Consider the following 15,716-nt stretch of genomic DNA (forward strand, 5'->3'; position numbering starts at 1 on the left):
GGTGTTTTCTTTGCCTTCGACACGATCTGCACCTGATTTGATTCTCATTGCTGCGACCGTAGGCCTTTTAACCATTGGTGTGTTAATGGTATATAGCGCTAGTGCGGATTGGGCACTTGTAAGGTTTGATGATGGTTTTTTCTTTGCTAAAAGACAGCTTCTTTTTGCAGGGGTAGGTGTGGCTGCGATGCTTTTTCTCATGAATGTTAATTATATGACATGGAGAAAATGGTCAAAGCTGCTTCTCATCATTTGTTTTATCCTCTTAATTGCCGTGCTTATTCCAGGCATTGGCATGGTTCGTGGGGGAGCGCGAAGCTGGATTGGCGTGGGTGCTTTTTCCATTCAGCCTTCGGAATTTATGAAACTGGCGATGATCACCTTTCTAGCGAAGCATTTAGCAGAAAATCAAAAAAAGATTACCTTGTTTAAGAAGGGATTGCTCCCAGTGCTAGCGCTTGTCATGACGGCTTTTGGTATGATTATGTTACAGCCGGATTTAGGTACTGGTTCGGTTATGGTTGGAACAAGCATCGTGATTATTTTTGTAGCCGGGGCACGCATTTCTCATTTTACATGGCTCGGTCTTGCCGGCATTGGTGGATTTGTCGCTCTCATTGCGTCAGCGCCTTATCGAATCAAACGGATTACATCGTTTTTAGATCCATGGAGCGATCAGCTTGGTAGCGGGTTTCAAATTATTCAATCGCTGTATGCATTAGGACCTGGTGGTCTTATGGGGCTTGGTCTTGGACAAAGTCGGCAGAAATTTGGCTATTTGCCAGAGCCTCAAACGGATTTTATCTTTGCGATTTTGTCAGAAGAACTAGGATTTATTGGTGGAGCGCTTGTGTTGTTTCTATTTTGCATTATACTTTGGAGAGGGATTCGAATTGCGATTGGAGCACCTGACTTATTCGGCAGCTTTCTTGCCGTAGGAATCGTAGGCATGGTAGCCATTCAAGTCATGATCAATGTTGGTGTCGTAACAGGACTTATCCCTGTAACGGGTATTACCTTACCATTAATCAGTTATGGCGGTTCGTCTTTAACGCTGATGCTTGCCTCGCTAGGTGTTTTATTAAACATTAGCCGATACGCGCGATGAGTAAGCTATGCAGTTTCAAAGTTATAAGAGATCAACACAGCAAGCGCTAAAATGGTAGTATTAGCCTTGTTAACCGGGGATTTTAGTGAAGATTGTTACGAAAGTATTAGTCAGCCCTGTCAGCGTATCATGCGACAGGGTTCTCTTATGTTACTATGTTGTTTAGTGGAGGTGCACTATGAAGGTTGTATTAAGTGGGGGCGGCACAGGTGGTCATATTTATCCTGCGCTATCCATTGCAAAAGAAATTAAGAAAGTCGATCCAAATGCGGAAATACTGTATATTGGTACGGAGAAAGGACTGGAAAGTGATCTTGTCCCTCGTGAAGGAATTCCCTTTAAAAGTATTCATATTACAGGATTTAAACGAAGTTTATCGCTCGATAATATAAAAACCCTGATGCGATTTTTAAAAGGGGTTGCTCAGTGTAAAAAAATGATCAAAGAGTTTCAACCGGACGTCGTTATTGGCACAGGTGGATACGTGTGTGGGCCGGTCGTTTATGCGGCGAGCCGTTTAGGTATTCCATCCATTATTCATGAGCAAAACAGTGTCCCGGGTCTTACTAATAAATTTCTAAGTCGTTATGTAAAAAAAATCGCGTTATCTTTTCAGGAAAGTGCCAGTTTCTTTCCAAGTGATAAAGTCGTATTAACAGGTAATCCACGAGCATCCGAAGTACTTGGAAAAAGCGGTGCGAAGGGAAGAGAATCACTAGGACTTGATCCCGTAAAGAAAACGGTTTTAATCGTTGGAGGAAGTCGTGGCGCTCGTCCTATTAATGAAGCTTTCTTACAAGTATTACAGGAAGCTGGAAGAAAAGAGTATCAGTTTGTGTATGTTACAGGTGATGTTCATTATGAAAATGTTCAGCAAGCTGTACAAGCTTCTGGTAGTCCTAGCAATGTAACCATCGTTCCCTTTGTTCACAATATGCCCGAAGTACTTGCGGGTGTTGATTTAGTTGTAGCACGTGCCGGCGCAACGTCTATTGCGGAATTGACGGCACTAGGAATTCCTAGTATTTTAATACCGAGTCCTTATGTGACCAATAACCATCAAGAGAAAAATGCACGGGCGTTAGAAGCACCGGGAGCAGCTGCTGTTATTTTAGAAAACGAAATGAGCGGTGAGAAGTTGTTGCAAGAGGTGGATCGTATTCTTACGAACCAAGAACATTGGTTAGCGATGCATCGTGCAGCGAAAAAACTTGGTATGCCTGAAGCAGCCGCAACGATTGTTCGCTTGATTGAAGAACTTTCCATAAAAAAATAAGTAAAGTAGAGAATACAGGAGGAATTAATACGGTGAACACTTTAGCAGAGCAACTTAGAAGTGAAGGACTTGGTAAAGTTCTTGTGAACGAACCGTTAAAGAACCATACTACATTAAAAATTGGCGGTCCAGCTGACCTTTTTTTTGAGCCTAATAGTACAGAATCATTGGAAAAGGCAATGAAGCTAATTACTGCAGCGAAGGTTCCTTTTCGCGCCATCGGACGTGGTTCCAATTTACTTGTAGCAGATGGTGGGATCGAAGGCGTCGTAATCAAACTAGGTGATGGGTTGGATCACCTTTATGAAGAAGGCGATGAATTTACAGTTGGTGCTGGGTATTCGCTAGTGAAGTTAGCGACGGTTCTTTCACGTAAAGGGTATTCAGGTCTTGAATTTTCCGCAGGAATTCCAGGCTCAGTTGGCGGTGCGGTCTTTATGAACGCTGGTGCTCACGGCGCAGACATGTCGTGCATTTTAAAGAAGGCACTCGTGCTTATGCCAAACGGAGATTTAAGATGGTTTACGAAAGAGGAAATGGACTTTTCATATCGAACATCCATTTTACAAAGCAACGGTGGTATTTGTGTAGAGGCAGTTCTTGATTTAAAGCAAGGGAATAAAGAAGAAATTATGCAAGAGTTAAAGAAAAATAAAGATTACCGTCGCAATACGCAACCTTGGAATTTCCCTTGTTGTGGCAGTGTGTTTCGTAACCCACTACCACACTATGCCGGTCAACTTATTGAATCTTCAGGCTTAAAAGGAACTTCTGTTGGTGGCGCGCAAATTTCTGAAATGCATGCTAACTTTATTGTGAATACAGGAAATGCTAAAGCGCAAGACGTATTAGATTTAATTGCGCTTATTCAAAAAGAAATTAAAGAACGTCACGGTGTGAACATAGAAACCGAAGTGGAAATCATCGGAAGAAAAAACTAAAAATTACCACAATCTTTTTTGAAAAATATGATATAATTTTATGTATCATACAATCACACGGATCAACTTCTTAGAGAAGGAAGACAGCACTCGCTGTTTTCCTTCCTCTTTCGTATATAAAGGGGAAATGAGTGTGAGAATACGGGGGAAGGGAACATGGACAAGGAGAAAATTGTTACGATTGAAGACCGGATTCCTAAGCTGAAAGCGCAGCGTAAACAAAAAGCGAATAGGCGTATAATTATGTACTTGTCCTTTTTTTTCATACTGATGCTTGTCATCGTTTATTTTCAATCGAGTTTAAGTGATGTGAAGAAAATAGAGATTACAGGCAATCGCACCATTTCGGAAAAAGAAATTTTGGCAACCGCTCATATTGATCGTCATTCTGCTTTTTTAAATTTGTCGAAACAAGAGATTGAAGACAATATATTGAAAAACAAGGCAATTGCTTCCGTTGAAGTAAAGAAAGCTTTTTATAACACGCTTGTCGTTACGGTTAAAGAATATCGGAAAGCGGCTTATGTTCAAAAAAAAGGCCGTTATTATCCACTCTTAGAAAGTGGTAAACTATTACGAGCAATGAAAGGAAAAAGTTTACCGACTGGTGAACCGATTGTAAGCTCATATCAATCTGAGAAACAGCTTCTTCCTCTTGCGAAAGAGCTCAGTAAATTACCAAATAGTATTTATCAACGTATTTCAGAGATTCAGTTACCTTCCAATGAACAAGAAAAAAATTTCAAAGTAGAAATGTTTATGTCTGACGGCTATGAAGTGAAAGCTACGATTCATGCGCTAGCTAAGAAAATGGACTCTTATCCGTCCATTGTTCAGCAACTAGGGCCACATCGTAAAGGTGTTATTAATATGGATGTAAGTACATACTTTAAGGAATATAGCAAGGAGGAGGTACAGAAAAAATGAGCGGAAAGCCGAGAAAGAAAATAGCTCTTTTTTCTGTAATCACGCTCATTACGGGGTTTATTCTTGCGTACTCGTACCAATATACGAAGCAAGAAAGTGAAAAACATCCTTCGGTGAAAGAGTGGCAGCAAGAAGATCAATTGCGCAACGACTTATTGCACGTGCAACGCATCAACCATTCTTTAACGGATCGTCTGCAACATGTACGTGTTCAAGCGCAAGCAGAAGAAAATAAGCTAGTTCATGAAAAAAAACAATCTCATTACGTAGTTGAGGAATTGAATAGGTTACGAAAAGTCGTCGGTGGGGTAAAGGTAAAGGGAGAAGGACTTGAAGTATCCCTCAAAGACACAACGTTCATTCCGCAAAGCAGTGACCCGAATCAATACATAGTTCATGAACAACACATTCGCGCTGTCATTTATGAATTGCTCGTTTCAGGTGCTGAAGCGGTTGCGGTCAACGGACAACGTATTACAAGTCATAGTTATGTTACGTGTATTGGCCCTGTTGTCTCAATTGATGGTCACCAATTCCCGGCACCTTTTATCGTGAGTGCGATAGGCAATAAAAATACGCTAGAAAAGGCGTTACGCCTTTCTTTGTTGCCGCAACTTGAAGAAGACGGAATTAAAGTTCAACTGTTTGGTCGAGATGACATAACGATGGATGCCCATTTACACAATGAAGGATGAGTGTGTTGAAAAAAAGAAAAACGATTGTTTTATCGGGTGCCGCGCTGATCGTAGGCATGATGCTTGCCATACAATATAACACGTCTAATAATCCCATTACACGTGATACGAGAGATATTTGGCAAGTAAGGACAAGCCTAGAAAAAGAGAAGCAAAAACAACAAGAGTTGAACGCTGAAATTAAGAAATACGAGGCACTGCTGGATGATTATTCTCAATCCAAAAAAATAAAAAGTGTGCAAGCGGTGGAACGAGCTTTAAAGGATGCAAAAAAGGATGCTGGTTTAACCTCTGTTAGCGGACAAGGAATATTCATTACAATCGAACCATTTAGTAGCGGGGAAGCACCAAAAGTAAACCCAGAAAATGTCCGAAAACTCATGAATGAATTGAATCGATACAAAGCAAAAAATGTTTCCATAAGCGGACAGCGAATCATTTCCATTTCTCCCATCCGAGAAGTCAATGGGCAAACATACGTGAACAATGAACCGATTGCAAGCTTTCCTATTACATTAAAAGTACTAACAGACGAGCCAGCTCAACTCAAGGAAAAAATATTAAGTTCACAGGCTGCTGAAGCTTTTGTAAAGCAAGATCTTCTCATTGATGCAAGAGAAGTCCAAAAGCTAACGCTGCCTGCTTATCATGGGCCTATTCCTGTGAAGTATATGAAACAAGTAAAGGAGGACTCATAATGTGGCTGGCTGCACTATCGCTAATTGTGGGACTTGTACTTGGCTTTTTATCGGAAATTCGCATTCCTCCTGAGTACTCTAACTATCTATCAATTGCCGTACTAGCGGCGCTAGATACAATTGTTGGCGGTGTAAAAGCCCATGTAAAAGGTGACTTTGACGATAAAGTATTTATTACTGGCTTTTTCTTTAATATTGTATTAGCCGCAGGACTTGCCTTTTTAGGCGTTTATCTTGGCATTGATTTATATTTAGCCGCAATCTTTGCTTTTGGCGTCAGATTGTTTAATAATATAGCTGTTATCCGTAGACTCGTTATATCAAAATGGGACAATGCACGAAAAAACAGTTAAAAATATGAAAAAAAGTGAAAAAAAAAGAGGGAATATTCCTTATTTGTGGAATTTATTCCTTAATTAACCCACTCGTATACCGATATAATTACATAGCGGATCGACGAATAGTATATGACGGAGATATAATCTTAGAGGAGGTGCCAAAGAATGAACAGCAATGAGATCTATGTAAGTTTAGACATCGGTACATCCAATATTAAAGTTATCATTGGAGAAATGACCAGTGAATCCTTTAATGTAATTGGTGTAGGTCATTCAAAATCAGCAGGAATTAAAAAAGGGTCCATCGTGGACATTGATGAAACCGTTCGTTCCATAAAAAAAGCCGTTGAACAGGCAGAACGTATGTTAGGCATACCCATTAATGCCGTAATCGTAGGCGTAAAAGGTAATCATATTCAATTGCAACCGTGTCATGGGGTTGTCGCCGTTTCTAGTGATGATCGAGAAATTGGAGATGAAGATATTGCGCGTGTAATTGATGCCGCTCAAGTTGTGTCGATCCCACCAGAACGTGAAATCATTGATGTAATTCCGAGTCAATTTATCGTGGATGGAACCGATGAAATTATTGATCCACGAGGAATGTTAGGTGTACGACTCGAAATGGAAGGCACCATCGTAACAGGTTCCAAAACGATACTACATAATTTATTAAGATGTGTGGAACGCGCGGGTCTTCAAGTAGCAGACATTGCACTTGAACCGATGGCAACAGCATCCATCGCCCTTTCTAGTGATGAAATAGATTTAGGTGCAGCGCTCATTGATATAGGGGGCGGTTCAACAACCGTTTCCGTGTTTGAACAAGGTATTATGCAAATGACGGAGGTTCTTCCTGTCGGAGGAGAATATATTTCGAAAGACATTTCGATTGGCCTTCGTACAACAGCTGAAGATGCAGAGAAGATTAAGCTAAAGCATGGACATGCGTTTGTTGATCATGCGTCAAAAGACGAAACATTTACCGTTTCGCAAATAGGAGCTTCGTCTGAACAAGAGGTTAGTCAATATGAACTAGCATTAATTATAGAAGCTAGACTAGCAGAAATGTTAGAACTGGCTTATGATGAATTAGTAAGAAGAGGATTTTCTGACCTTCCGGGTGGTTTTGTTATTACCGGTGGTGCAGCTTCTATGCCTGGTTTACTTGACCTTGCCCAGGAAATCTTCCAAAATAACGTTAGGGTCTCTTTACCGGACTATATTGGTGTTCGCGAACCCCAATATACGACAGGCGTCGGCTTGATTCAATTTACCTATCGCAACATTAAGGTGCAAGGAAAAGAAGTGGCTGCTGCTCTTACAGACGGAACGGAAGTACAACCTAGAAAGAAGCAATCACAACAACAACAACAGCCGGCTAAGCAAGCTGAAAAGCCTGAAGGTAGCATGAAATCAAAAGTGAAAAACTGGTTCGGGTTATTTTTTGAATAAGAGACAGGGTTAACTAGTCATTAGGAGGAACGCTCATGTTAGAGTTTGATATGAATATGGATTCGTTAGCAACGATTAAAGTAATTGGTGTTGGCGGCGGAGGAAGTAACGCTGTTAACCGTATGATTGAACACGGTGTACAAGGAGTAGAGTTTATTTGTGTGAATACAGATGCACAAGCTCTTAATCTATCAAAAGCACCAGTGAAAATGCAAATCGGTTCAAAATTAACACGTGGGCTTGGTGCAGGAGCTAACCCTGAAATCGGAAAGAAAGCTGCCGAAGAAAGCCGTGAACAAGTTGAAGAAGCACTACGCGGCGCAGATATGGTATTCGTGACTGCAGGTATGGGTGGCGGAACAGGAACAGGAGCTGCTCCAGTCATTGCAGAAATTGCGAAAGAAATGGGTGCTCTTACAGTTGGAGTTGTGACGCGTCCTTTCACGTTTGAAGGTCGTAAACGTTCTACGCAAGCCATTGGCGGCATTTCCGTATTTAAAGAGAAAGTAGATACGTTAATCGTCATTCCAAATGATCGTCTACTAGAAATTGTCGATAAAAATACACCAATGCTTGAAGCATTCCGTGAAGCTGATAACGTACTTCGCCAAGGTGTGCAAGGGATTTCCGACCTCATTGCTGTACCGGGATTAATCAACCTTGATTTTGCTGATGTAAAAACGATTATGACTGAAAAAGGTTCAGCACTTATGGGAATCGGTATTGCTACTGGGGAAAACCGTGCAGCGGAAGCGGCGCGTAAAGCAATTTCTTCACCACTCTTAGAAACGTCAATTGACGGCGCTAAAGGTGTTCTTATGAACATTACAGGTGGAACAAACTTAAGTTTATACGAAGTAAATGAAGCAGCAGACATCGTATCTTCTGCATCTGATCCAGAAGTGAATATGATTTTTGGATCTGTTATTAATGAAGATCTGAAAGATGAAATTTTAGTTACTGTCATTGCCACGGGTTTTGATGAAAAAGACAATGTGCAAGCGATGCAAGCGCAAGTTCAAGCACAACGTCCTAAATTTCAGCAACAACAGCCACAAAAAACATCGTCAACAGGAATGAATCATCGTGAAGAAACAACAAATGAATCTCCTCGTCCAGCAGCTCCAGCTACACCACCAGATGCTGATACGTTAGATATTCCTACTTTTCTTCGCAATCGTAACCGCAACCGTCGTCGATAACAACAAGCAATACGTACAAACACCTTTCCGCATTGGGAAGGTGTTTTTTTTTTAACAACTAGTAGCCGTTAAAAGAAATAAGCATGGAGAGATTTTCGACAAACCTCTATGCTTACTAACATTGAGATTCGTTGTTATTTCTTGTGAAGGAAAGATTTTCTCTTTAAAAAATGACAAAATTTCTGAAAATAATTGGCATTCTTGTCTCATGAACTGACAGACTTCCTTCCTATGTTGCCTTATACTAAGTGAAAATCTAATAGAAAGGAGAAAACAAGTGACGATATACTTGGATGTCATTTGGTTTCTTAATTTTTGTATTGATTTTTTATTAATTATGCTCACCGGTCTTATTCTTAAACGAAATATTAAAAAAAGGCGTGTCATAGCGGGAGCGGCTATTGGATCTTTCTACGTCGTACTACTCTTTATGCCACTTGCTATTAACATGTATCATCCACTCGTTAAATTTATGTTTTCCATGCTGATTATGATGATTGCATTCGGTTTTCGTAATTTTTCCTTTTTCTTTAAAAATGTAGCGATGTTTTACTTTGTTACCTTTGTGACGGGGGGAGGACTGTTTGCGCTTCACTATTTCTTGCAACAAGACCTTCTCATTCCTGGTGGTGTGTTAGCCGCTAATCCGTCAGGAAGTGGCGATGTACTTAGCTGGGCTTTTGTTGTAATTGGTTTTCCTCTTCTGTGGCTATTTTCAAAGAAAAGGGTCGATGACATCAAGGTACAAAAGATTCATTATTCGGAAACTGTCAATGTTACTGTCATCATTGATGATTGCCAAATTGAAGCAACAGGTCTGATTGACAGCGGAAATAAACTACATGATCCTATAACGAAAGTACCGGTTATGATTCTTGATCTAACGGCTCACGAAAACTATTTTCCTAAAGAAGTGCTTGATTTCGCAAAAAACATTCATACTTTCTCTTCAGATGAGGAATCCAATTGGGTTTCGCGTTTTCGTATCGTACCCTATCGTGCAGTTGGGAAAGAGCATGCATTTTTAGCAAGCATAAAACCCGATAAAATTATTGTTTCCGGAAATCATGGGACGTTTGTTTGTGAAAAAGTACTTGTTGGTTTAACGTATACCGCTTTATCAAACGAAGGTCATTTTAGTTGCATCGTCCATCCAGAAGTCATTGCAAACGGCATAGAACAAATTGTGGCTTCGTAAGAAAACAAAATTTGAGAGGAGCAGTGAATGATGAAAACATGGCGTCTTAAGCTAACTCTTATGTGGTACAAACTATTGGTGAAGCTTGGCATTAAAACGGAAGAAATTCACTATATTGGGGGGCATGAGGCATTACCACCGCCCCTTTCAAAAGAAGAAGAAGCACTATTGCTAGAAAAGTTACCTTCTGGTGATCCTGCAACAAAGTCACTATTAATTGAACGCAATCTTCGTTTAGTTGTGTATATCGCCCGTAAGTTTGAAAATACGGGTATCAACATTGAGGATTTAATTAGCATTGGCACGATTGGCTTAATTAAAGCAGTTAATACCTTTAATCCAGAAAAAAAGATTAAATTAGCGACCTATGCTTCACGATGTATAGAAAATGAAATCTTAATGTACTTGCGTCGCAATAATAAAACGCGTTCGGAAGTATCTTTTGATGAACCGTTAAATGTCGATTGGGACGGCAATGAATTATTGTTATCGGACGTTTTAGGGACAGATGAGGACATTATAACGCGCAGACTAGAAGCAAATGTTGATCGGAAATTGTTACTTAAGGCGTTATTTACGTTAAATGATCGTGAAAAACAAATTATGGAGCTTAGGTTTGGTTTATCCGGCGGCGAAGAAAAGACACAAAAAGATGTAGCAGATATGCTTGGGATCTCACAATCCTATATTTCACGCCTTGAAAAAAGAATCATTAAACGACTACAAAAAGAGTTTAATAAAATGGTATGACGTTGTGCTTTTAAAAAGAATTTTTAATCATTAGAAACGGTTTGCTACCAACTTCTCTTGATCATTATAGCTATCGCAAAGAACTGCAACTCTGCATAAAATTTCCTGCCGAGGAGATACTGAAGTTTACAATACACTCCCGGTAGGAGGAAAATCCATTGAGCCGAAATAAAGTAGAAATCTGCGGAGTAGACACATCTAAACTTCCAGTATTGAAAAACCCCGAAATGCGGGAGCTATTTGCAAAAATGCAAAGTGGAGATATTAGCGCTCGAGAAACGCTTGTAAATGGAAACTTACGACTTGTGCTAAGTGTGATTCAGCGCTTTAATAACCGAGGTGAATATGTTGATGATCTTTTTCAAGTTGGCTGTATTGGGCTAATGAAATCCATCGACAATTTTGATCTTGGGCAAAATGTAAAGTTTTCAACGTATGCTGTCCCAATGATCATTGGGGAAATTCGCAGATATTTACGAGATAATAATCCAATTCGCGTGTCGCGATCATTGCGAGATATCGCCTATAAGGCGTTGCAGGTGCGTGATCAACTAATGAGTAAACTTTCTCGCGAACCAACAGCGCAGCAAATTGCCGATGCTCTAGAGGTGCCAAAAGAAGAAGTTGTTTTTGCTCTTGATGCCATTCAGGATCCTGTTTCTTTGTTTGAACCTATTTATAATGATGGTGGCGATCCTATTTATGTAATGGATCAAATTAGTGATGATAAAGCGAAGGATTTCCAATGGATTGAAGAAATTGCGTTAAAAGAAGCAATGCGCCGTTTAAATGAACGCGAAAAAATGATTTTAACGATGCGCTTCTTTCAAGGGAAAACGCAGATGGAAGTCGCCGATGAAATTGGCATCTCCCAAGCGCAAGTATCTCGTCTTGAAAAAGCAGCTATTTCGCAAATGAATAAAAATATTCAAAGCAGTTAATCTTGTATTTTTGATACATAGCTTACTCACAGAAGCTATTGCAACAACCCGCCCAATCGGCGGGTTGTTTGTTGTACATGAAATGCGAGAAGGATTCATATAGTAGTCATAGAAGGGCGGGATGGAAGGATGAAAATTTCGGATTTTCAAGTAAAAGATGTCGTAAATGTGGCGAATGGAAAGAAATTAGGACATATAGCCGATCTTGAAATTAACGTAACGACAGGAAAAATTGATTCATTGATTATACCAGGCGCAGGAAAAATGCTAGGTTTTTTTTCACGAGAAAGCGACATCGTTATTCCTTGGCGTAACATTGTAAAAATAGGCACAGATGTCATTTTAGTAAGACATAACGATGGCCAAGAAGTTGCTGAATATATGAAAGAGCCATTTGATCAACTGAAAAAGTAAATACAATTATACGGCTTGCACGACATGTGATAAAATAAAAGCATCATGACTAGTGGAAAAAGGAGAGGTGCGACCTTGAATGCGGAACCATTTATTCAACAAGGCATCGTGTTTTCAGTGCAAGAGAAAATGGTGCCAGTAGGGTTGACCATTGGAATTACTTCACGGACCGGCGGGGTTAGTGTCCCGCCGTATGAATCGCTAAATGCTGGCTTTCATGTGGGCGATGATCCGCTAGACGTGGTGCGTAATCGCACGTTGATTAGTGAGGCAATCTCAGTCCCGTTATCACGTTGGGTTGGTTCAGAGCAAGTGCATGAAGCGACGATTCAAAAGGTAACGAAAGAGCATGCGGGACGAGGCGCAAAAGATTTACAAAGTGCCCTTGCCCGTACAGACGGTCTGTATACATCGGATCCTTCCATATTGCTAACCTCTTTGTATGCTGATTGTGTACCTCTTTTTTTTATTAGTAAAAAGAATGGACTCGTCGGACTTGCTCATGCCGGTTGGAAGGGAACAGCGGCCAAAATTGGTGCTAAAATGGTGGAACTATGGGTAGAAAAAGAACAGGTAGCTAGCGATGACATTACGGTCGTCATTGGGCCGTCCATTGGTCGCTGTTGTTACGAAGTGAATAACTATGTTATCGAACAAATGAAAGCGGCAGCTTCTATCCTAACACCTGCGCTTATTTATGAAGAAACGTCAGAAGACACTTATCAGTTAGACTTAAAAGAAATGAACCGTCATATTCTACTGTCTGCTGGCATAAAAGAAGACAACATTCACGTATCAACGTATTGTACGAGCTGTCAAAATGATTTGTTTTTTTCTCACCGAAAAGAGCAAGGACAGGCAGGAAGAATGATGAGTTACATCGGTTATGCTTGAAAGGAGTAAGGTGTGGATATTAAACAAAATTTACAGCATATAAAAGAAAGAATTACAACGATTTGTCAAGAAAAAAAGCGAAATCCAGAGGACGTGAAAATCATTGCTGTTACGAAGTATGTTAGTACTGAAACTGCGATCCAAGCGGTCAGTGCTGGTGTGCAACATATCGGAGAAAATCGTCCTGAAGGCCTAGCAACGAAATACGAAGCCTTACCAGAAGGAATTACATGGCACTTCATAGGAAGCTTACAGACTCGAAAGGTAAAGGAAATTCTTCCATTTGTGGATTGTATTCATTCACTTGATCGCGCCTCGCTTGCCAAAGAGATTCAAAAGCGCGCTGACCGCGTGATTGATTGTATGGTACAAGTCAATGTATCTGGAGAAGAATCAAAGCATGGCATTTCACCACAAGAGCTTTTGTCATTCATTGAAAGCATGAAGGAATATCCTTCGATTCGCATTGTAGGCTTAATGACAATGGCCCCCTTCACTGACGATCAAAACTTGCTTCATACTGTGTTTGCTTCAATGAAAACATTACAGCAAGAAGTGCAGGACAAGCAGTTCTCATTTGCTCCTTGTACAGAACTATCGATGGGAATGTCAAATGATTACGAGATTGCGGTCCAGGAAGGAGCAACCTTCGTTAGAATTGGCACCAGCCTGGTCGGAAAAGAATTTTAGGAGGGACAATTCATGAGCATTAAAAATCGATTCAAGCGTTTTTTTGACCTTGATGAAGATGAATATGTCTACGAAGAAACGACAGAAGCGCCGACCCAATCGTACGATGAAGACATGGTAGATGATCGTAAAGGAAAACAAAATATCGTAAGTTTACAAAGCATTCAGCAACAATCAAAAGTGGTGTTGATTGAGCCGCGTGTCTACGCAGAAGCACAAGATATTGCTGATCAGTTAAAGAATAGACGCTCGGTTGTTATGAACTTGCAACGAATTTCACATGATCAAGCGAAACGCATTGTCGACTTTTTAAGTGGAACAGTCTATGCACTTGGTGGTGATATTCAAAAGTTAGGGCCGAATACGTTTTTATGTACACCTGAAAATGTTGACGTCTCAGGCTCGATTTCAGAAATGCAACATGGAGAATAGTAAAGGAGTTGACTTTATTGGTCGCATTTGAAATTTATAAAACGATTTCTGTTATTGTCCAAATTTACACATACATGATTATCGCCTACATATTTATGAGTTGGGTACCGAATATTCAAAACTCTGCTTTCGGGAGATTGTTAAGTCGATTAGTAGAACCATACTTAACGCCATTCCGGAAAATCATTCCTCCGTTAGGTATGATTGATATATCGCCAATTGTTGCGCTGTTTGTACTGCGCCTCGCAACATCTGGACTAGGAACGGTCATTCTAAAATTGTTTTATTCATAAGGAAGAGAGCTTACCATGAATTTATATCAACATTTTCGTAAAGATGAGTATCCATTTATCGATCAGGTGCTTCAATGGAAAAATGAGGTAGAAGAACGTTTCTCCGTCAAATTAACGGATTTTCTCGATCCGCGAGAACAAGATATAGCAACGAGTATTATCGGGAAAGATGCAGATTCCTCCCTGTCTTTTTGGGGAGGTTCTTCTCATTCAGAACGAAGACGTGCGCTCATTCATCACGCCTACTTAGAGCCAAAGCCTAGTGATTTTGAACTATCAGTTTTTGAAATTCAATATCCTACGAAATTTTCTTCACTAGAACATCGTGATGTGTTAGGTGCATTAATGAATATTGGCGTTAAACGAAGCAAGTTTGGTGATATCGTTCATAGTCAAGATCGCCTTCAAGTGACCGTCGCCAATGAAATAAAAGATTTTATAGCTATGAATGTTACGAAAATAGGCCGAACAAGCGTGACGCTCCAGCTCGTAGAGGAAGGCGCTTATTTACATCCTGAAGAACGCTATGTAGAAAAAGCAGGGACAGTTTCATCTCTTCGCCTTGATGTGATGATTGCAGAAGTGTACGGGCTATCTCGGAGTAAGGCTGCGCCATTCATTACCTCTTCTAAAGTGAAAGTGAATTGGCGGAAAGTTGAAGATCCTTCTTTTCCTTTACAGCAAGGTGATTATATATCTCTGCGTGGATTTGGGCGTAGCAAGTTACTTCACGTCGGTGACAAAACGAAAAAAGATAAATGGCGCATTACGTATGGAATCTTACAATAATTTTGACAGATGATGCAGGAAAGCACCAGCTGTTGTCGAAACAATGAAAGAAAGAAAAAGCATCATTAGCGGAGGTGGCTGAAATGCCTTTAACACCATTAGATATTCATAACAAGGAGTTTACGAGAGGATTTCGCGGTTATAATGAAGATGAAGTGAACGAATTTCTCGATAAGGTGATCAAAGACTATGAGTCCGTCATCCGTGAAAAACAGGGGCTAGAAGAAACAGTAGCCAAATTGGAAGAGAAGTTAGATTACTTCAAAAATATCGAAGACACGTTAAATAAATCCATTCTGATTGCCCAAGAAACGGGAGAAGAAGTGAAGCGTAATGCGACGAAAGAAGCACGTTTAATTGTGAAAGAAGCAGAAAAAAATGCGGATCGCATCATTAACGAAGCGCTTTCGAAGTCGCGTAAAGTATCAATGGATATTGAAGAGATAAAAAAACAAGCCAATGTGTATCGCACACGTTTTCGCATGTTGATTGAAGCGCAACTAGAAATGTTGAAAAACGATGAATGGGAAGTGCTTCAGCCCGTTGAGCTCCCTGAGGGCTATGAGTTAGAGGTTAAATAGACCGCTTGACGATAAGGTCTGAAAAAGCATATAATTCTATACAGAATAAAATTATAAGTTAAAACGATGAAGGGAACAGTATGGCAAGGAATCG

Annotated in this window: 19 protein-coding genes and 1 other annotated feature (1 of these 20 cut by a window edge); all 19 genes read left to right on the forward strand. The window is 40.2% G+C overall.

The annotated features are described in order from the left end of the window. Positions 1-10: 10 nt before the first annotated feature. The 19 genes from spoVE (at position 11) to A374_RS11960 (ending at position 15,622) form a co-directional block, all read left to right on the forward strand. The gene (gene spoVE / locus A374_RS11870; RefSeq protein ID WP_007202454.1) at positions 11-1,108 is read left to right on the forward strand and encodes a stage V sporulation protein E; all 1,098 of its coding nucleotides are present in this window, start codon (positions 11-13) and stop codon (positions 1,106-1,108) included. Between the two features lie 178 nt (positions 1,109-1,286). Beyond that, positions 1,287-2,384 (forward strand): undecaprenyldiphospho-muramoylpentapeptide beta-N-acetylglucosaminyltransferase, encoded by a 1,098-nt coding sequence (gene murG / locus A374_RS11875; protein ID WP_007202455.1) that lies wholly within the window; start codon positions 1,287-1,289, stop codon positions 2,382-2,384. Between the two features lie 32 nt (positions 2,385-2,416). Next, positions 2,417-3,325, forward strand: a complete 909-nt coding sequence (gene murB / locus A374_RS11880) for a UDP-N-acetylmuramate dehydrogenase (RefSeq protein WP_007202456.1) — start codon at positions 2,417-2,419, stop codon at positions 3,323-3,325. A gap of 156 nt (positions 3,326-3,481) precedes the next feature. Further along, entirely contained in the window at positions 3,482-4,252 is a 771-nt protein-coding gene (locus A374_RS11885) for a cell division protein FtsQ/DivIB (protein WP_007202457.1), read from the forward strand. Continuing rightward, complete coding sequence (locus A374_RS11890; protein WP_007202458.1) at positions 4,249-4,947, forward strand: DUF881 domain-containing protein; 699 nt, start codon at positions 4,249-4,251, stop codon at positions 4,945-4,947. The genes A374_RS11885 and A374_RS11890 overlap by 4 nt, the downstream gene beginning before the upstream one ends. A gap of 5 nt (positions 4,948-4,952) precedes the next feature. Further along, entirely contained in the window at positions 4,953-5,645 is a 693-nt protein-coding gene (locus A374_RS11895) for a DUF881 domain-containing protein (protein WP_162098298.1), read from the forward strand. Then, on the forward strand, positions 5,645-5,998 hold the full coding sequence (locus A374_RS11900) for a small basic family protein (RefSeq protein ID WP_007202460.1): 354 nt from the start codon (positions 5,645-5,647) through the stop codon (positions 5,996-5,998). The genes A374_RS11895 and A374_RS11900 overlap by 1 nt, the downstream gene beginning before the upstream one ends. Before the next feature lie 150 nt (positions 5,999-6,148). Then, on the forward strand, positions 6,149-7,438 hold the full coding sequence (gene ftsA, locus A374_RS11905; protein ID WP_007202461.1) for a cell division protein FtsA: 1,290 nt from the start codon (positions 6,149-6,151) through the stop codon (positions 7,436-7,438). Positions 7,439-7,473: 35 nt separating this feature from the next. Next, positions 7,474-8,640 (forward strand): cell division protein FtsZ, encoded by a 1,167-nt coding sequence (gene ftsZ, locus A374_RS11910; RefSeq protein ID WP_007202462.1) that lies wholly within the window; start codon positions 7,474-7,476, stop codon positions 8,638-8,640. A 277-nt stretch (positions 8,641-8,917) separates the two neighbouring features. Further along, positions 8,918-9,838 (forward strand): sigma-E processing peptidase SpoIIGA, encoded by a 921-nt coding sequence (gene spoIIGA / locus A374_RS11915; RefSeq protein WP_007202463.1) that lies wholly within the window; start codon positions 8,918-8,920, stop codon positions 9,836-9,838. 30 nt (positions 9,839-9,868) lie between these two features. Beyond that, positions 9,869-10,588: an RNA polymerase sporulation sigma factor SigE gene (sigE, locus tag A374_RS11920; protein WP_007202464.1), complete on the forward strand. Its 720-nt coding sequence runs from the start codon at positions 9,869-9,871 to the stop codon at positions 10,586-10,588. 158 nt (positions 10,589-10,746) lie between these two features. Continuing rightward, complete coding sequence (gene sigG, locus A374_RS11925; protein ID WP_007202465.1) at positions 10,747-11,529, forward strand: RNA polymerase sporulation sigma factor SigG; 783 nt, start codon at positions 10,747-10,749, stop codon at positions 11,527-11,529. A gap of 129 nt (positions 11,530-11,658) precedes the next feature. After that, positions 11,659-11,943 (forward strand): YlmC/YmxH family sporulation protein, encoded by a 285-nt coding sequence (locus tag A374_RS11930; RefSeq protein WP_007202466.1) that lies wholly within the window; start codon positions 11,659-11,661, stop codon positions 11,941-11,943. A 75-nt stretch (positions 11,944-12,018) separates the two neighbouring features. Then, positions 12,019-12,837: a peptidoglycan editing factor PgeF gene (pgeF, locus tag A374_RS11935; protein WP_007202467.1), complete on the forward strand. Its 819-nt coding sequence runs from the start codon at positions 12,019-12,021 to the stop codon at positions 12,835-12,837. Between the two features lie 12 nt (positions 12,838-12,849). Then, the gene (locus A374_RS11940) at positions 12,850-13,527 is read left to right on the forward strand and encodes a YggS family pyridoxal phosphate-dependent enzyme (RefSeq protein WP_007202468.1); all 678 of its coding nucleotides are present in this window, start codon (positions 12,850-12,852) and stop codon (positions 13,525-13,527) included. A 12-nt stretch (positions 13,528-13,539) separates the two neighbouring features. Beyond that, on the forward strand, positions 13,540-13,959 hold the full coding sequence (locus tag A374_RS11945; RefSeq protein WP_007202469.1) for a cell division protein SepF: 420 nt from the start codon (positions 13,540-13,542) through the stop codon (positions 13,957-13,959). 17 nt (positions 13,960-13,976) lie between these two features. Next, positions 13,977-14,252, forward strand: coding sequence for a YggT family protein (locus A374_RS11950; RefSeq protein ID WP_007202470.1), 276 nt, complete (start codon positions 13,977-13,979; stop codon positions 14,250-14,252). A 15-nt stretch (positions 14,253-14,267) separates the two neighbouring features. Then, positions 14,268-15,041, forward strand: a complete 774-nt coding sequence (locus A374_RS11955) for a YlmH family RNA-binding protein (protein ID WP_007202471.1) — start codon at positions 14,268-14,270, stop codon at positions 15,039-15,041. Between the two features lie 83 nt (positions 15,042-15,124). Then, the gene (locus A374_RS11960) at positions 15,125-15,622 is read left to right on the forward strand and encodes a DivIVA domain-containing protein (RefSeq protein ID WP_007202472.1); all 498 of its coding nucleotides are present in this window, start codon (positions 15,125-15,127) and stop codon (positions 15,620-15,622) included. Positions 15,623-15,679: 57 nt separating this feature from the next. Continuing rightward, positions 15,680-15,716 (forward strand) — a binding site (T-box leader); it runs 195 nt beyond the window's last position.

The organism is Fictibacillus macauensis ZFHKF-1, assembly GCF_000269865.1.
In the GTDB taxonomy this organism is placed as follows: domain Bacteria; phylum Bacillota; class Bacilli; order Bacillales; family Fictibacillaceae; genus Fictibacillus_C; species Fictibacillus_C macauensis.

Coding starts and splice junctions, on each gene's coding strand:
- sigE (WP_007202464.1), top strand. CDS start 9,869: ATGAAAACATGGCGTCTTAAGCTAACTCTTATGTGGTACAAACTATTG.
- A374_RS11900 (WP_007202460.1), top strand. CDS start 5,645: ATGTGGCTGGCTGCACTATCGCTAATTGTGGGACTTGTACTTGGCTTT.
- ftsZ (WP_007202462.1), top strand. CDS start 7,474: ATGTTAGAGTTTGATATGAATATGGATTCGTTAGCAACGATTAAAGTA.
- A374_RS11885 (WP_007202457.1), top strand. CDS start 3,482: ATGGACAAGGAGAAAATTGTTACGATTGAAGACCGGATTCCTAAGCTG.
- A374_RS11960 (WP_007202472.1), top strand. CDS start 15,125: ATGCCTTTAACACCATTAGATATTCATAACAAGGAGTTTACGAGAGGA.
- murG (WP_007202455.1), top strand. CDS start 1,287: ATGAAGGTTGTATTAAGTGGGGGCGGCACAGGTGGTCATATTTATCCT.
- A374_RS11955 (WP_007202471.1), top strand. CDS start 14,268: ATGAATTTATATCAACATTTTCGTAAAGATGAGTATCCATTTATCGAT.
- A374_RS11930 (WP_007202466.1), top strand. CDS start 11,659: ATGAAAATTTCGGATTTTCAAGTAAAAGATGTCGTAAATGTGGCGAAT.
- A374_RS11890 (WP_007202458.1), top strand. CDS start 4,249: ATGAGCGGAAAGCCGAGAAAGAAAATAGCTCTTTTTTCTGTAATCACG.
- A374_RS11945 (WP_007202469.1), top strand. CDS start 13,540: ATGAGCATTAAAAATCGATTCAAGCGTTTTTTTGACCTTGATGAAGAT.
- ftsA (WP_007202461.1), top strand. CDS start 6,149: ATGAACAGCAATGAGATCTATGTAAGTTTAGACATCGGTACATCCAAT.